Source organism: Lacrimispora brassicae, from assembly GCF_054772055.1.
Genome location: NZ_BRYH01000049.1, coordinates 1 through 16,898 on the forward strand (window position 1 = coordinate 1; position 16,898 = coordinate 16,898).

18 protein-coding genes and 1 pseudogene are annotated in these 16,898 nt (G+C 38.5%); 15 read left to right on the forward strand and 4 right to left on the reverse strand.

Annotated features, from left to right (window positions below; genetic code table 11):
* The coding region (locus tag ACYVD3_RS22385; protein ID WP_460644721.1) for a hypothetical protein at window positions 1-522 on the reverse strand (522 nt) is incomplete at its 3' end.
* An 82-nt stretch (window positions 523-604) separates the two neighbouring features.
* Between ACYVD3_RS22385 and ACYVD3_RS22390 the strand changes: the two genes are divergently transcribed.
* The 12 genes and pseudogenes from ACYVD3_RS22390 to treR all read left to right on the forward strand — a co-directional run bounded on the left by ACYVD3_RS22390 (window position 605) and on the right by treR (window position 10,473).
* Entirely contained in the window at window positions 605-799 is a 195-nt protein-coding gene (locus tag ACYVD3_RS22390; protein WP_460644722.1) for a hypothetical protein, read from the forward strand.
* A 610-nt stretch (window positions 800-1,409) separates the two neighbouring features.
* Window positions 1,410-1,631 carry a hypothetical protein gene (locus ACYVD3_RS22395; RefSeq protein ID WP_460644723.1) on the forward strand — a complete coding sequence of 74 codons (222 nt, stop codon included), beginning with the start codon at window positions 1,410-1,412 and terminating at the stop codon, window positions 1,629-1,631.
* A gap of 373 nt (window positions 1,632-2,004) precedes the next feature.
* Window positions 2,005-2,541 (forward strand): RNA 2'-phosphotransferase, encoded by a 537-nt coding sequence (locus tag ACYVD3_RS22400; protein ID WP_460644724.1) that lies wholly within the window; start codon window positions 2,005-2,007, stop codon window positions 2,539-2,541.
* A 37-nt stretch (window positions 2,542-2,578) separates the two neighbouring features.
* Window positions 2,579-3,028, forward strand: coding sequence for a YaiI/YqxD family protein (locus ACYVD3_RS22405; RefSeq protein ID WP_460644725.1), 450 nt, complete (start codon window positions 2,579-2,581; stop codon window positions 3,026-3,028).
* Window positions 3,029-3,584: 556 nt separating this feature from the next.
* On the forward strand, window positions 3,585-4,589 hold the full coding sequence (locus ACYVD3_RS22410) for a PDDEXK nuclease domain-containing protein (protein ID WP_460644726.1): 1,005 nt from the start codon (window positions 3,585-3,587) through the stop codon (window positions 4,587-4,589).
* Window positions 4,590-4,862: 273 nt separating this feature from the next.
* Window positions 4,863-5,162, forward strand: a complete 300-nt coding sequence (locus tag ACYVD3_RS22415) for a DUF6429 family protein (protein WP_460644727.1) — start codon at window positions 4,863-4,865, stop codon at window positions 5,160-5,162.
* Window positions 5,163-5,392: 230 nt separating this feature from the next.
* Window positions 5,393-6,361, forward strand: a pseudogene (locus tag ACYVD3_RS22420) (collagen-binding domain-containing protein); the annotation flags it as partial.
* Between the two features lie 20 nt (window positions 6,362-6,381).
* Window positions 6,382-7,077 carry a hypothetical protein gene (locus ACYVD3_RS22425; RefSeq protein WP_460644959.1) on the forward strand — a complete coding sequence of 232 codons (696 nt, stop codon included), beginning with the start codon at window positions 6,382-6,384 and terminating at the stop codon, window positions 7,075-7,077.
* A gap of 58 nt (window positions 7,078-7,135) precedes the next feature.
* Window positions 7,136-7,330, forward strand: coding sequence for a hypothetical protein (locus ACYVD3_RS22430; RefSeq protein WP_460644960.1), 195 nt, complete (start codon window positions 7,136-7,138; stop codon window positions 7,328-7,330).
* Window positions 7,331-7,811: 481 nt separating this feature from the next.
* Window positions 7,812-8,366, forward strand: coding sequence for a PadR family transcriptional regulator (locus ACYVD3_RS22435; protein WP_460644728.1), 555 nt, complete (start codon window positions 7,812-7,814; stop codon window positions 8,364-8,366).
* Window positions 8,363-9,610: a hypothetical protein gene (locus ACYVD3_RS22440; RefSeq protein ID WP_460644729.1), complete on the forward strand. Its 1,248-nt coding sequence runs from the start codon at window positions 8,363-8,365 to the stop codon at window positions 9,608-9,610. The genes ACYVD3_RS22435 and ACYVD3_RS22440 overlap by 4 nt, the downstream gene beginning before the upstream one ends.
* A gap of 140 nt (window positions 9,611-9,750) precedes the next feature.
* The gene (gene treR, locus ACYVD3_RS22445) at window positions 9,751-10,473 is read left to right on the forward strand and encodes a trehalose operon repressor (protein WP_460644730.1); all 723 of its coding nucleotides are present in this window, start codon (window positions 9,751-9,753) and stop codon (window positions 10,471-10,473) included.
* Between the two features lie 67 nt (window positions 10,474-10,540).
* Here treR and treB read toward each other — a convergent pair whose 3' ends face one another.
* Window positions 10,541-11,959 (reverse strand): PTS trehalose transporter subunit IIBC, encoded by a 1,419-nt coding sequence (treB, locus tag ACYVD3_RS22450; RefSeq protein WP_460644731.1) that lies wholly within the window; start codon window positions 11,957-11,959, stop codon window positions 10,541-10,543.
* 180 nt (window positions 11,960-12,139) lie between these two features.
* Here treB and ACYVD3_RS22455 point away from each other — a divergent pair, with 180 nt between their 5' ends.
* Window positions 12,140-13,630 (forward strand): sulfatase family protein, encoded by a 1,491-nt coding sequence (locus ACYVD3_RS22455; RefSeq protein ID WP_460644948.1) that lies wholly within the window; start codon window positions 12,140-12,142, stop codon window positions 13,628-13,630.
* Entirely contained in the window at window positions 13,627-15,291 is a 1,665-nt protein-coding gene (gene treC / locus ACYVD3_RS22460) for an alpha,alpha-phosphotrehalase (protein ID WP_460644732.1), read from the forward strand. The genes ACYVD3_RS22455 and treC overlap by 4 nt, the downstream gene beginning before the upstream one ends.
* Window positions 15,292-15,396: 105 nt before the next feature.
* On the opposite strand, the gene ACYVD3_RS22465 is transcribed toward treC, so the two are convergent.
* Together ACYVD3_RS22465 and ACYVD3_RS22470 are read right to left on the reverse strand one after the other, a co-directional pair.
* A complete protein-coding gene (locus tag ACYVD3_RS22465; RefSeq protein ID WP_460644733.1) occupies window positions 15,397-15,636 on the reverse strand; it encodes a hypothetical protein in 240 nt (79 codons plus the stop codon).
* 28 nt (window positions 15,637-15,664) lie between these two features.
* Window positions 15,665-15,814 carry a hypothetical protein gene (locus ACYVD3_RS22470; RefSeq protein ID WP_013274485.1) on the reverse strand — a complete coding sequence of 50 codons (150 nt, stop codon included), beginning with the start codon at window positions 15,812-15,814 and terminating at the stop codon, window positions 15,665-15,667.
* Window positions 15,815-15,990: 176 nt separating this feature from the next.
* Between ACYVD3_RS22470 and ACYVD3_RS22475 the strand changes: the two genes are divergently transcribed.
* The gene (locus ACYVD3_RS22475) at window positions 15,991-16,875 is read left to right on the forward strand and encodes a VOC family protein (RefSeq protein WP_460644734.1); all 885 of its coding nucleotides are present in this window, start codon (window positions 15,991-15,993) and stop codon (window positions 16,873-16,875) included.
* The last annotated feature ends 23 nt before the right edge of the window (window positions 16,876-16,898 follow it).

Genomic DNA, 16,898 nt, shown 5'->3' on the forward strand with positions numbered 1-16,898 from the left:
GGTGTCGCCAGTAAGTCCAATGGGTCCGGTATCACCAGTAGGCCCGGTAGGTCCAGTAAGTCCAATGGGTCCAGTAGGCCCAGTATCACCAGTAGGTCCAATAGGCCCGGTATCACCAGTAAGTCCGATAGGTCCGGTATCACCAGTAGGCCCAATGGGTCCGGTATTGCCAGTAGGTCCTATAGGCCCGGTGTCGCCAGTAAGTCCGATAGGTCCGGTAGGTCCAGTATCGCCAGTAGGCCCAATGGGTCCAGTAGGTCCAATAGGTCCAGGAGGTCCGGTAGGCCCAGTATCGCCAGTAAGTCCGATAGGTCCAGTAGGCCCGGTGTCGCCAGTAGGTCCAATAGACCCGGTAGGCCCAGTAGGTCCGATATCACCAGTAGGTCCTGTAGATCCGATAGGCCCGGTAGCACCGATAGGTCCGGTAGGTCCAGTGGGTCCAGTAGCCCCTACAGGCCCCGTAGGCCCGGTAGGTCCCGTAGGCCCAGTAATTTCGTTTAGTTCATCTTCTTCGACAACCAAAGTTCCTCTTAGCGGAACATTTTGAGAGAAGTATACAATTGATGTACTAATATTCACAAGTGAAAAAGTAACAGGCGGAGCTGTGACCTCAATAATTCCAACCCCATATACCTCTCCTGTTTTTAATGGAGAATTTCCTATTATAGAATCCCCCTGTGATGAAGATATAGTGAAGGCAGCCCCATTTAAAGATGAAGAAGATTGTGTTGCCAGCCACCAATGGATAATATATCTTCCAGACTCAAGAATAAGAACAGTACCAGTTGATGGATCATAGCTGATATTTCCTGAAAGGTATTCGATTGAATCAAAGAGGACATTTGATCCGGTTCCAATTGACATGGCAACATTTAAGTTTATTTGTAGTGCGGAATTGCTCATTGTAATTCCTCCCTATAGTTTACTAATTAACATGAACACAGCGCAAAATAATGCCTGCCATATATTTTATGCGGAAAAGTGAAGTTAGGAAACTTCTGGCGTTTTACATGCATTCAGAGAACTTTCCCCCTGTTTTTTCCACGGAAGTTATTTTATAAAAGCAAGTCAGGATACTGAAAAGAACTGAGTTAGAATAATTGATTGCAATTAGATATCTTTATGAAGTAGCCACAAAGAGGATTTTTCTATAATAAACTAAAAACATCATTTTGAAAGAAAATCAACTATGAATGTGTTTTGCATAAACAGCTTAAGACGTAGAGAAAGACGTAAGCGCTTGTAACTGGTGCAAAGATAATTCGCATGGTTGCAAGGGATATACGTCTTGTTTCTATGGGGGGTTGTTCATAGTTGATAGGAGAACCGTAATTGATTTAGCATATGCTGATCTTTTGCAATTCTTTTTAATTCTTTTCGTGACATATAAGAAGATAAGAGGTTTCAATATGAAGGAAAAAATCTGTAAATGTATTGCAAAGAGCCTGGGGAATATAAGTGAGTGCGAGGTGACGGAGTTAATAGAAATTCCTCCTGAAGACAAAATGAAAGATTTTACCCGTCCTTATTTTTTTCAAGAATATTGCATAAGGAAGATACTTGTAGTTTGCTTGGAATGTTGTGCCCGGAAGAAATGTAGAAGAGAAGTCGCCAGGTCTAAAGTTCTATGATATAATTTGGGAAAACAGGTGTTTAGAGATACAAGAGGGATGATAAAAAAGATCCTGGTTTATTTTAAAAGAAGTATTGCGTAATTTAGGCATCATTATCACAACATCAACACATGCAGAAGTAATTGCCGAAATATATCCAAATGATGAGTGATATTAATATTAAATTTTTGGCGAGATGAAAAGTGGATTTACCAGAATGGCAGAAGAATATAGGCAGAAAAGGTTGTTTCATTCTCATTCTCATGGCAAAGAGCGGTTTGATAACAGCTTTCGGGGGATGTGAATGGAATAAAGTATCTGCTGGTTTCATCGGACTTCTTGAAGTTTAAGCCGGTAAAGATTTTGAATTTGATAAGGAGATGATATTAGAATGAATTTAACTGATACGAGTAGATACATTAGCCTGATACTAAGGCATAAGCCGGATGTCATAGGAATTACAGTGGATGAGCATGGCTGGGCAAATGTAAATGAAATGATTGAGGGTGTAAACAGGACGCATCCTATAAACATGGAAACATTGGAAGAAATTGTACGGACGGATAACAAAAAGAGATATTCTTTCAACGAGGATAAGACACTGATTCGTGCAAATCAGGGACATTCCATTCCTGTAGATGTAGAATTGAAAGAAAAAATTCCACCTGAATATTTATGGCATGGAACCGGCGAAAAATATGTGAAATCCATTGATGAAATAGGGCTGATTCCAAAGAGTCGACTATATGTTCATTTATCAACAGATATGGAAACTGCCGTTAAAGTAGGTAACAGACATGGAAGGCCTGTTGTATATCAGGTTAATGCCGGTGCTATGGCAAAGGCTGGTTATATATTCTATTGTTCTGTAAATGGTGTGTGGCTTATAAAAAAAGTGCCTACAGAATTTCTTAAGAAGGCAGAATAAGATCTTTTTTGTTGGCATGATGAGGAGGAAAAAATAAATGGAGATTTATGTGGATGCAGATGCCTGTCCGGTAGTTCGTATTGTGGAAAAGGTAGCCAAAGAGAATAAGATAAAAGTATATCTCCTATGTGATACAAATCATGTGTTACAGTCTGATTATAGTGAGATAAAGATTATTGGTGCAGGGGCAGATGCAGTCGATTTCGCATTGGTAAACCTGTGTAAATCTGGTGATATTGTGGTAACACAGGATTATGGTGTGGCAGCAATGACACTGGGAAAAAATGCATATGCAATTCATCAATCTGGAAGATGGTATACCAATGACAACATAAACCAGCTTCTCATGGAGAGGCACATAGCAAAAGCCGCAAGGAGAGCAAAATCTAAAAATCATCTGTGTCGGTCAAGAAAAAGAACTGTGGAAGATGACAAGCATTTTGAAGAATCGTTCCGAAAATTAATTACCCATGCTGGAGAAAAATAATCATCAGATTTTTGAAACGAAAAATAATACGGACATTGTGCCGGCATATGAAATTAAGAGCTTAAAAGAGTTATATAAACAATTGTTTAAATAAATCGGAAATATATTCAACACTTAGATATATAAGTCTCAAATGGTATCTTTTTTATCTTCTCAAGTAGAATATTTAATGATGACATGAAATTACTTTCCATTCATTCAGAAGATGAAGCGTAAAATTCAAATAATAAACCCATTATTAAATATGAATTAGATAAAAATATTGATAAAGTAGAAAATAGAAATAAAGGGGAACAATTCATGTAATTCAATTATTGACAATGCAGAAATCTATATTAACGCATTTCTTAATAGTAGAGTGTTAGGAATAAGAAGTATCAGTCGAGTCCTTTGACTCACATATACTTTTTTCAACTTTAAAAAATGAAATATACATTAAGAAAGATGGTGGAAAGAGAAAACTTAATTCTTTTGAAATACAACAAGAATTACGAATTCGTTTAAGCAGCTAAATATAAGTGTATAACTATTCACGGAGAGGGAAGTGGTGAAATTTATGGAAAAGCAATTTTATGAAGAAATTAGCAGAATTCTATTAGAAGCCAGAAATAGAGTTTATCAGACTGCTAATTTTGCAATGGTAGAAGCATATTGGAATATAGGCAGAAGTATAGTGGAGCAACAAGGTGGTGAAGAAAAGGCAGAGTATGGAATTGGCCTTATAAAAGAATTATCGAAGCAGATGTCAAAAGATTTTGGAAAAGGGTTTACAGCAGCCAATCTGAAAAATATGCGTCAGTTTTATCTGACTTTTCCAAAAGGCTACGCACTGCGTAGCGAATTGAGTTGGACTCATTATCGTTTACTCATGCGTGTGGAAAATAAAAATGCAAGAGAGTTTTATCTTGAAGAGTCTATAAAAGCGAATTGGAGTACAAGACAATTAGAACGCCAAATCAACTCCTTCTTTTATGAAAGGTTACTGTCTAGCCAGAATAAAGATAACGTCTCTGAAGAAATCAAAATTTTGGAACCGGCTAAAATGCCAGAAGATATTATTCGCGACCCATATGTGTTGGAATTTCTTGGATTGAATCCGAATGATGATTTTTATGAAAATGATTTGGAACAAGCGCTTATTACGCATCTTCAGAAATTTCTTTTGGAACTTGGTAGAGGATTTTCTTTTGTTGCCAGACAGAAGAGAATTACTTTTGATGGGCGTCACTTTAGGATTGACCTCGTTTTTTATAATTATATCCTAAAATGTTTTGTTCTAATAGATTTGAAAATAGGCGATTTAACACATCAAGATTTAGGGCAAATGCAGATGTATGTACACTACTATGAGCGGCAGTTGATGAATGAAGGGGACAATCCTCCAATAGGAATTGTATTGTGTGCTGATAAGAGTGAGTCTGTAGTGAAATTTACGCTTCCAGAAAATGAAACACAGATTTTTGCTTCTAAATATAAACTATATCTTCCAAGTGAAGAAGAATTGTTACAGGAGTTAAGAAGAGAGTATAATGTGTTGGAAGCAAGCCGACAAGAAGAATAGTATGGAATTATTGCAGATTTTTCACCAGGCGGGTGCAAAATTTATTAAGATAAGTTTTTAGTTGTTGTGAACACTATACTTTTATGCGGAACAAGTTACTTTCGCCATGTAGTATAAAACTTCCGTCCCACTGCATATGGAAACTACCGTATTGCTGGAGCAGAAAACTTATTAAATCAAAGGGTTCCAGGGTTCTGAGAGTAATATGTAGGTGTGCTTTTATATTTGGTTGTACTGAATTATGTTTCCGGTTACTGTAGTGAGGTAAGAGAAATGAATGTTTTGGCAAAAGAGAAAGAAGGGATAGAGATGGAAAAGACATCACCAAGAGAAGCAGTAAAGGAACTGACGCTGGCATTGATGTATTTGACAAGATTTAGCAGCCAGGACAGATTTTCTGCATCAGAAAATAATGCCTGGAAGGGATATCCTTTTAAAGTACTAGATGAGTTGGGAGAACAAGGAATGATTAATCAGGGCAGCCACCGCTCTAAGTCTGTACACATTTATGATAAAGGGATAGAACAGGCAAAACGCCTGCTTGAAAAATACGGTATAGAAGATTGGGAATAATTATAGCTATAAAATTCAGAGTTGGTTTAATAAAGTGCTGGTTTTATCCGGTATTGTAAAAGATAACTCATATGAATTTTAGAAATTTATCATAAAATTTAGTCTAATTGCATAAAAAGCTGCACAGAACTATTTCCATTAGAATAAACTGAACTGAGAATAAAAATGCGTTGCAATTTAAGCAGTTTGCAGGAGTCTATATGGACAATATCAGTTATAGTGAGGAAGCAATGGCAAGTGCAGGAGTACCTTATAATGATATAAACTGGTATAATATTGAAGGTCAGCCTTTTGGTCTTGCCTCCAGATTTAATGTTATTGTATTTAACGATGCCAATAATATTATAGATGTGGAAGGGCCTGTAGCGATAGGTGGAAGTTTTTACAGCCCAAGAGGTTTGAGCGTTGGATTTGCCAGAGATAGTGGCTACAGAGAGGCCAATTACTCCCCGGATTTAGTACGCTTTTTAGTTGGCGGTAATGTATCTATGACAGGCCCTTTGGTTGTAATCGGCCATGTGGTTGTAGGTGGCGGATTCCGGGCAGCCAAGGGAAGTACCTATTTAATTGGAAAAGAGGGTATGACTGATGGAATACAGGAACTAAAGTTTCTGTACCAGGCCAATGGAGGCAGCCAATATTGGACACCAACAGATAAAGATAATCACTACGTGATTTCCAGTTATGATGTACCAAGATATATACCTGCAAGCAGGATCGGTGCTGACTTACCAAGATTTTTTAATGATGCCAGGGAAAGCATCGGATACTACAAAAGCTGTATTGAAGCTTTAGCTCCTAATGGAAGAGTCGTGGATAATAATTACGAATGGATTTTAATGGGCAATGATCCAGTACAGAACGTATTCCTTATTGATGTAAGGCAAAATGGTTTAATCAACAAAGGAATACGTGCAGAAGTTCCACAGGGAAGCAGGGTTATTGTAAGGTTGAGAACCGGAGCAAATGCCCATTTGCAATACGGTGTTTATGGGGAAAAAAGCAAGGCTAATGAAACATTGTATGTATTTGAGGATGCAACGAATATTTATATGGAAAAATCCTCTGATATCTGGGGAAGTATACTGGCACCTCAGGCTATGTTCCATGCACATCCTACAGGCGGCCATGTAAGCGGTAATGCGGCCTTAGGAACTTTTGCCGTAAATGCTGCCAGCGGCTTTGAATTTCATTATTTTCCTTTTGTTGGAGGAGTGATATGTCAAGCCATAGCACCAGCACCAGCTCCCGTGATTCCAGTTCCGGAAGTACCTCAGATATTACCGGAAAGGGAGGAACAGCCTGTTCAGGAATGCCCGGAATGCCCTGTATGTCCGGCACCAACTCCTTGTCCACTGCCAGAGCCCTGCCCGGCGCCCATCCCTTGTCCACCGGCGGAACCCTGCCCGGCACCACCCCCTTGTCCAGCACCAGAGCCCTGCCCGACGTGTCCGGCACCACCCCCTTGTCCACAGCCAGAGCCTTGCCCAACGTGTCCGACACCGCCCCCTTGTCCACAGCCAGAGCCTTGCCCGACGTGTCCGGCACCACCCCCTTGTCCACAGCCGGAGCCCTGCCCAACGTGCCCGACACCACCCCCTTGCCCGACGTGCCCGGAACCACCCCCTTGCCCGACGTGTCCGACACCACCTCCTTGCCCGACGTGCCCGGAACCACCCCCTTGCCCAACATGTCCGGTACCGCCCCCTTGTCCCCCACCGGAACCCTGCCCAACGTGTCCGGAACCTATACCCTGTCCCGCACCGGTTCCATGCCCAGTCTGTCCGGAATGCCCAGCCTGCCCAGAACCGGAAAAAGAATATATTTTCATTCCAATGCCAATTCCTGCAGAGTGTCCGGAACAGGAATCATGCCCTGTATGCCAGGACTGCCTGATCAAACCTTGTATTATTAGGGGATGTATCTGGGGATGCCGCTGCTGTAATTTCCATGAATGGGATGTAAAATTATATATGAGATGCAACGACAACGATATTCTTCTGTGCTGTGTACAGATTTGTGATTGTGGCTGCTTTGAATTTGCAGTTCCTTACGAAGGCTTTTATATCTTAAAGGTAAGGATGTCTGAAAACTGCTGCGAGACATTCCGGTGCAAACCAATCATTGCGTTGAATAATATTGGCGTAGCCAATTTTATGGTTGAATAATTTTATATCAATTTGCTGTGTATTAAATTTTACCAGAGCTGCTGCAAGCGGGGTATACCTTAATTGCAGCAGCTTTTTATTATATAGATAATTCCATGATATTCAATTTAATAAGGAATTTCAGGAAAAGTTACAATTATCAATAAATTCAACTATCTCGATGTTCCAGTTAAAATTACATAATATAGAAAGCAATAAACTTCTTTTTCAATGCGTATATGCTTGATTATAATAAAAAATCATTGAGAAAAACCGCAAAAGATAATATTGCGGCTAGCAGCAATTTAGCGGAAATATTAACAAAGGAATATCTTGCAATAGCAGAGGGTTCATGGCGGCTTTTTCAGTGCCATGAGTGCTGAAAATATCTCATGAAAAAATACTAAACCATATTCTTGACAAAATATAAAAAAAGGAGTAGTGTTTATATAATATGTCTTAACGACATATATAGACTATGATTTCATAAAGGAGTAATTGCATGATAGAGTTGATTATTTTAGGATTTTTATCTTATAATTATCCACTCACCTTATACGACATAAAAAAGGGAATGGAAAGAAGCACTGAATATTTTGCAAGTACAAGTCAAGGCGCAATACATCCGGCCTTAGTGAAACTTGAGAAAAACGGATATGTAACATCAAAAGAAGAAGTTAAGAATAACAGGGCAAAAAAGCTATATAGAATTACCGATTCTGGAAGAGAGCGATTCAGCAAGCTAATGAGACAGGATTTGGGTTCTGATAAATATAAGTCCACACAATTACTAAAGATGTTTTTCTTCAATGAGTTAACCAAAGATGAACAGTTGGAATCGATTAATACCCATATTAAGAACTTTAAGGATATGCAGCAAGATCTCGTTAACATTAGAGAGGGGGGTAAGCTGCGGCTTGAGGGAATGGGGTTATCTTTAGAAAACTGCAAGCCGGCAAAATATGAAGATGATGCACTTGAGTTTGGCCTTGCATATTCCAACTTTGTTATAAAATGGTTTCAGGATTATTTAAAAAAGATTGAGGAGGAATCATGAAGATATCAATTTTTGATTTAGGGAAAGATATAGGAAATGAATCACTGGCTCAAGAAATTCAGAATTATTATAGGAAAATCAATAAAGAAAACGAAGTGATTATTTATAATTCCAATGATACTGAAATAAAGGATTGTATAGGCTGTTGGAGCTGTTGGTGGAAGAGCCCTGGAAAATGTGCTTTGAACGATAATGCTTATCAATTGTATAAGGACTATATAAATAGTGATGAAGTAGTTATTATCTTTCATACAGAAAATGGCTTTATTGATGGCAAGGGAAAAACATTTCTGGATAGATTAATACAACATTATTTACCCTACATTAAATTAAGAAACGGCGAATGTAATCATTTGAAAAGATATGATAAATATCCCGTTATTAATTTCTATTTTGAAAAAAGTGGGTTGAGTAATGAGGAAGTAAATGTCATAAAGAATTATCTTGCCCGGACAGCATACCATTTTCAAAGCATTTGTAAAGAACTTTTGTATGAAAACAAACGCGTACAAACAGCTAACTTAAAAAGCACAAAGCCTATGGAAGAGGTTTTATCAAAGGAAGTTATTGAAAGAAAGCCAAATGGTAAATGGGTGATTTATAATGGCTCTCCCAGAGGCAATCATTCCAACAGTAAGCTGATCATTGAAAAGATACTTGTGGGAATGAAAGCGCAGGGAGTAGGAAATATAGAGGTAAGGAACCTGATAAATATAAAAGAACATAAAATGTGGGCTGAGAATTTCAGTGGCGCTGAAAATAATTTATTTGTTTTTCCCCTTTATGTTCATGCTATGCCGGGTTCAGTAATGAAATTTTTCCAACAACTAAAACCAATAAACAATAAAGAGATACATATGGCATTTTTAGTTCAGTCCGGCTTTCCGGAGGCCGGTCAGTCCTACTATTTGAGACCTTATCTTGAACTGATTACAAAAAGGCTGGGGGTATCCTTTGATGGAACAATTATAAAAGGCGGTGTGGAAGGCATTCAAATGAAACCGGAAAAAGCTAACAAAAAGTTCTTTGATCAAATGGAGTTAATAGGCAGAACCTATGCCGGCAAAGGAATTATGGATTTAACCTTGAAAAAAGAATATGCAAAATCTGAATACCTGCCAAAAGGTACACAATTACTATTTACTATACTTTCATTAACCGGATTGACAAACTACTATTGGGATTTTAATCTTAAGAAAAATGGTGCTTATGAAAAAAGATTTGCAAAACCATATACGGAATGAAAGCAAGGGGGGAGAACTATAGTGAGGCTTGAGAATCCTTCATTCCACTTGTATAGACAAAAATACTCAAGAATGGTATTGAATAGTCAAGTATATTTGCTATAATAGGAATAGCAGAATGATAAGTGAGAGTGATTTCTTTGAATAAATATTATGATATATATTTGGATTTAGTAAAGGATATAAAAGAAAAGAAATATTTGCCGGGAGATTTTTTGCCTGTTGAAATGAAGTTAGTTGAAAAATATCATGTTTCCAGAGAGACGGTCAGAAAGGCTCAGGCACTTTTGATGGAGAATGGCCTTATTCAAAAAAAACAAGGCCGTGGAGCCATTGTTCTGGATATTAATAAGCTTAAATTTTCCAGTTCCGGTCTGGTCAGCTTTAATGAAATGCAAAAAGAGCAGCATTTAAAAAGCGAAACAGCCATCTTAAAAAATAAGAGAGAGAAAATTTCAGGAGAATTAGCTAAAAAACTTAACTTGAGTAAAAAAACGGAAGTGCTTTCCCTTGAAAGATTGCGAAAAATAAATGGAGAAGCTATTATTTTAGATAAGGATTATTTAATTGCTGAAATTATTCCGGAGATTCCATTATCTGCAGCACAACTTTCCATTTACAATTATATTGAAAATGATCTGGGTCTGAATATTGGATACGCCAACAAAGAAATTACCGTTGAACCTGTGACAGAAGAAGACAAAATACTGCTGGATATTCATAATGATACCCATGTGGCGGTTGTCAGAAGTGAAGTTTATTTAGAAGATACAAGATTTTTCCAATATCATGAAGCAAGGCAGCGTGTGGATACATTCCGGTTTGTGGACTTTGCAAGAAGAAAAAATATAGTGGATTTTTAAATGAAATAAGGCTATGAAAAAAATAATTATTTTTTTCATAGCCTTATTTTATTTGCTGAGCATAATATTATTCATCTTGTAATTGCTTCTCAAAAATTTTCATTTTAGAAAATACAATTGTAAGAACAATAGTAATGGTAATGGAGGTTCCCATTGCCAGGAAATACACACCCCAATATTCCGTAAAGATAGAAAGAAATGCAGGTAATCCGGAGATTCCAATGGATCCGGCTTTTACTCCCGCAAGTGAAACAATTCCTCCTGCGACTCCGGCACCAATCATTGATGCAATGAATGGGAAGCGGTAGCGTAAATTCACCCCGAAAATAGCAGGCTCTGTAATTCCCAACCACGCTGAAATAGCGGCTGATACTGCAACGCCTTTCATTTTTTTATTTTTACAGATGAAGAATATTGCCAAAGCTGCTGCGCCCTGTCCAAGACTGGCCATTACCTGGATTGGCCAAAGTGTTGCATAACCAAGTGCCCCAATCATTTGTAAATTAACTCCTAAGAATAAATGATGCATTCCGGTAACAACAAGGGGAGACACAAGAGCTCCAAATACAACTCCGGCTATTACTGGAGAAATATCAAATAAACCAACAACTCCGCCTGTGATCAAGTTTGCGAACCACATTGTAACAGGTCCGATAATTGTAAAAGTAAAGAATCCGGTGATTAACAGTGTCAGAGGAGCAAGAAAAATCAGTTGGACCATATCCGGAATTTTCTTTGATAAGAACTGTTCAGTTTTTGCTAAAAGGAACGATGAGAATAAAATAGGAATTACTTGCCCCTGATATCCGATTTTCGCAATATTCAGCCCCAAAATATTCCAATATTGAACGTCCTCAGGTGTTCTCGCATATTGTGCGCCTGGCATCAATGCAGGGTTTATTAAAATAAGTCCAAGAACAATACCTAAAACAGGATTTCCACCAAACTTTTTAACCGCCGACCAGCCAACTAATGCAGGTAAAAATGAAAATGATGTACTGGCAATAACATTTATCATATTAGAAATGCCGGCCCAGCCAGGATGAACTTCTAAAACAGGCTGTTTATAAAAAATTCCCGGATTGGCAAGAAGATTGTTCAATCCCATTAATATACCGGCGGCAACAATGGCCGGTAAAATCGGGATGAAAATATCAGCCAGGACTTTTACACCTTTTTGAACAGGGTGCAATTTTTTATCACTCTCTTGCTTTACTTCTTCCTTGCTGGCTTCCTTTAATCCTGTTTCCTCAATAAGCGCAGCATATGCTTTGTTTACCAATCCCGGGCCAACAATGACTTGAAATTGTCCATTGGCAGAAAAGCTGCCTTTTACAATTTCTATTTTTTCCAATTCTTTTGTGTCAACCGCTTTCTCATCTTTTAAAATAAATCTTAACCGGGTGACACAGTGGGTTGCGGATGTTATGTTGGAAAGTCCGCCAATAGCATTAATGATTTGTTTGACTTGCTCATTTAAATCCATCGAAACTACCTCCTCCTTATTTATATGTCCTTTGAAATTTGACTAGACAAATTATAAACATAATTTAACATGATTGAATCATGTATGTCAAGATATACTTTCAAAAAAACATTGTAATATATGGATTTTTACTAATGTATTTTTTTGCCTTGCATAAAAGTATTGCTTTTTTTGAAAATAGTGAATATAATTACTATTAAGATTTGTCTAGTCAAATTTCAGGCGAACACCTTTGGAAATAAAAACATTTTAATTTCAGTTAAGAAAAGAAAGATAGAGAAGGAGATTGCAATGAAGCCAAATATTCTATTGATGATTTCTCATGATAGCGGAAGGAAATTTAGCAGCTACGGATACAAAGTAGATACTCCTGCGATTCAACAAATGTCAGAGGAGGGTATTCAATTTAATCAATACTTCTGCACCGCTCCCCAATGCAGTCCTAGCAGGGCGAGCATTCTAACGGGTCTGTATCCCCACAATAATGGAATGATGGGACTGGCACACTTAGGCTTCTGCATTGACGGAAGGCATACAACGTTACCTAAAGAAATGCAGAAGAACGGATATGAAACAACATTGATTGGATTAAGCCATGAAACGATCAACGAAGCCCCCCCTATTGAAAAACGGGTTTTTTCTTCAACTTATGATTTAGGATATGACAACTTTATTCCTGTTCCAGGTGACAGAGCTCCCAGAGTTGCAGAAGAAGTGATTACGTTCTTAGAAAACCATAAGGGTAATCAGGAACAGCCATTTTATCTTAATGTGGGTTTTTTTGAAACTCACAGGAGCTTTGATGAGTATGCACCGTATGCAGACAAATCGGAAGAAGTCAAGGTATTTGACTTTTTGCCGGATACGCCTAATGTAAGAAAAGATATTACATTATTTAACGGTTCTGCGAAAGCATTGGATGCAGCCATTGGAAAGATCAATCATACATTGTCAGAAACAGGATTAGATAAAAATACAATTGTTATTCTTACAACAGATCATGGAGTGGATTTTCCGGGAGCAAAAGGAACTCTAAAGAAAGCAGGTTTGGAAACCGCCTTAATTGTTGTTTTGCCCGGTAGTGAAGAAAAAAATACTCAAAAAGAAGCGCTGCTGTGTAATATTGATTTGCTGCCAACGATTTTAGATTTAATTGGAGCGGAAATTCCTGATAATCTGGATGGAAAAAGCTTTGCTCATTTGTTGAAATCAAATGAGGATGTTGGAAGAGAATCATTTTTTTCAGAGCTGACTTGGCATGACAGATATCATCCAATGAGAGGAATAAGAACCAGGGAATTCAGTTATGTAAAAAACTTCGCAGATGGTCCCAACGTGTACTTGCCCATAGATTCCCATTTGAGTTTATCTGGTGTTGATACCAGAGATAAATATTATATCCCCAATAATGAGGAAGAATTGTATGATTTACAAAAAGATCCTCTGGAGGAAAATAATCTCATCAATCATCCGGAATATCAGCATATTGCTGCTGAGCTTAGAAAGAAAGTAATGGATTGGATGGTTCAGACAAAGGATCCCCTTTTAAAAGGACCTATTGCCGGGACAGGATCAAAAAGATGGGAGAAGGAGATCGAAGAGGGACGGGCATACCCTGGAAGAAAGAAGTATTATGAGCTGCATCCGGAAGAGGAAGGAGTTCAATCATGAAAGATTTCAAAAAAAGTGTTGTGTATCAAATCTATCCAAAGTCATTTAACGATTCAAATGGGGATGGATTTGGAGATTTAAAAGGTGTAACAGAAAAGTTGGATTATTTACAGGAGTTGGGTGTAGATTACATTTGGCTGACTCCATTCTATGTATCACCGCAAAATGACAACGGCTATGATGTTGCGGATTACCGAAATATTGATCCTGCTTTCGGGACGATGGAAGATTTTGAAGAAATGGTAGCTGCCGCCAGGGAAAGAAATATCGATATTATGCTTGATATGGTATTTAATCACACCTCTTCTGAACATGCATGGTTTAAAAAGGCAATTGCAGGAGAGAAGAAATACCGGGACTACTATATCTTTAAAAAGAGTAAAGGCGGTAAGGAACCAACCAACTGGGTATCTAAGTTCGGCGGTTCTGTCTGGGAGCCTGTTGAAGGAACTGATGAGTTTTACCTGCATCTGTTTGACAAGACTCAACCGGACTTAAACTGGGAGAATCAAGAATTAAGAAAAGAAATCTTCGATGTTGTAAACTTCTGGATTGAAAAAGGGATTAAAGGATTCCGCTTAGATGTAATTAACCTTATTTCTAAGCCTGATGATTGGATGGACGATCATAGGGGGGACGGAAGACGTTTCTACACAGACGGTCTGAGGATTCATGAATATTTAAAGGAATTGAACAAAGAAACATTTGGAAAATATGATGATATTATCACAGTAGGGGAAATGTCATCCACAACTATAGATCACTGCAGCCGCTACTCCAATCCAGAGGAAAAAGAATTATCAATGGTGTTTAATTTCCATCATTTAAAAATTGATTATAAAGATGGAGAAAAATGGTCATTAATGGATTTTGACTTTGGGGAGCTTAAAAACATCTTTGATTCATGGCAAAAAGGAATGGCAGAAGGTAATGGATGGAATGCAGTATTCTGGTGCAACCACGATCAACCCCGCATTGTTTCGCGAATCGGGAATGATAAGGAATACCATAAGCAATCTGCAAAAATGCTTGCCACAGCCATTCATATGCTAAGAGGAACTCCGTACATTTATCAAGGCGAGGAAATTGGAATGAAAAACCCTTACTTTGATTCCATTGAACAATATAAAGATGTGGAAAGCTTAAATTATTATGAGATTTTACGGGCACAAGGAGTGCCAAAAGAAGAAGTATTAAATATCTTAAGCGTAAAATCCAGAGATAACTCTCGTACCCCCATGCAATGGAATGATAAAGAAAATGGTGGTTTTACAACAGGAACTCCATGGTTGTCCGTTGGAAAAAGCTATCAATCAATCAACGCCGAAACTGCTTTGGGTGATAAGGATTCTGTGTTCTATCACTATAAGAAGCTTATTAAGCTTCGCAAACAGTATGACATTATTGCATACGGAAGGTATGAAACTTTAGCAAAAGAGCATCCCAAAGTTTACGCATACATGAGAAGTTTTGAGGAGCAGAAATTAATTGTTGTAAATAACTTCTACGGAGAAATTGCCGAATTCCAATTACCCCAGGAAATAGATATAACCGGATATCAATCTAAAATTTTATTATCCAACTATGAAGATTCTCCTGAAGTTGCCCGTTCTATTTCCTTGCGTCCGTATGAATCAATCTGTTATCTGCTTGAGAAATAAAAAACAGAATAAAGAATAGACAAAATAAAACCGCAATTCCTTATAAAAAAGGACTGCGGTTTTTACTTGCAGTTTTGTATCAGGTTATAAAATCTGTGGTGAAGGTTATTTCCATTCCGAAAGCCAGGTCTTGTCATTTGCAATAGCAGTTACGACTTCCTCTCCGGATTTGAAATTATCAAAGGTTCCTTTGCTGATTTCGCTGATAGCCATACCTAACAGGTTTTCATAATAAGCTTCAGGTGTTATATCGGTTGTGGTCTGATGGAAGTGCTGCTGGGATTCCGTAGAGGCTATTCGCGCATATTCATTTTTAACTTGGGCTATGAGCTTATCACGATTCATGGCTTTTGCTCCTTTGCAAAAAAGATTGTTATTTATCGTTACCGGGTTTGTGGCGGCTGCCGGACTGCTTCTTCGTGTTTCGGCTTTCCCCATCTAATGCGCTCTCTGCCATGGTAGGGCCGCCATTGGCTTTTTTCTTTCGAATGGATTTTGGATCAAGTTGCGAGTCTTTTGACATAATGATTCTCCTTCATATTAGTAGGGTTATTATTTGCAGGTAAAAGGATATTATTCAGAAATATATTTGTGAGATTTAATACTCTTGTGTATACTTATATCAAGCAATCTTGTTAATCCAATACCCATATTTTAAGAGATCAAATAACAATACAAAAAAATCAGGAGGTTTATAGGATGCAGAAAATAATTCCACATTTATGGTACGACAAAGAAGCCATTGAAGCTGCCAAATGGTATGTAGAGCTTTTTGAAGATTCAAGAATCATCCATATCGGCACGATCCAGGATACTCCCTCAGGCGATGCGCAAACCGTTGACTTTCAGCTTGCAGGCATGAGGTTTTCCGCCATCAGCGCCGGGCCTTATTTCTCTCTCAACCCCTCCATTTCCCTTATGGTGGCCTGCAGCAGCCCGGAAGAGGTGGATATCCTGCATTCCCGTTTGTCCCAGGGCGGGATCGAGCTTATGCCTTTGGGAGAGTATCCATTCAGCAGACGGTATGTCTGGCTTCAGGACAAGTATGGTCTTAGCTGGCAGCTCATGCTGGATGAGGCGGTGGAAGAGCACCAGAAGATCAGGCCGACGCTGCTGTTTGCAGGAGATGCTTGCGGCAAAGGGGAAGAAGCCATGAATTACTACCTTTCCGTGTTCCAAGGCTCTGCTAAAGGATATGTGAACTACTATCAGGCGGGAGAGGCCATGGATGACAGGGCAAAAGTAAATTACGGTGAACTGAATATTCTGGGAGACCAGATGATCGCCATGGATCATGGACAAGGAGGGGATTTTACGTTCAATGAGGCGTTTTCCTTTATGATTCCTTGTAAAGACCAGGAGGAGATCGATTATTTCTGGGGCAAGCTTTCCTTTGTTCCTGAGGCCGAGCAGTGCGGATGGGTCAAAGACCAGTTTGGTTTATCATGGCAGATCGTGCCTGAGGATATGGATGAGGTTTTGGCTAACGGAACCGAAGAAGAAGTAAGACGAATCACAGCGGCATTTCTGAAAATGAAAAAGCTGGATATGGCTGCCCTTGAAAGGGCCCGGTCAGGGAAATAAGATAATAAAAACTATTTGCTTTC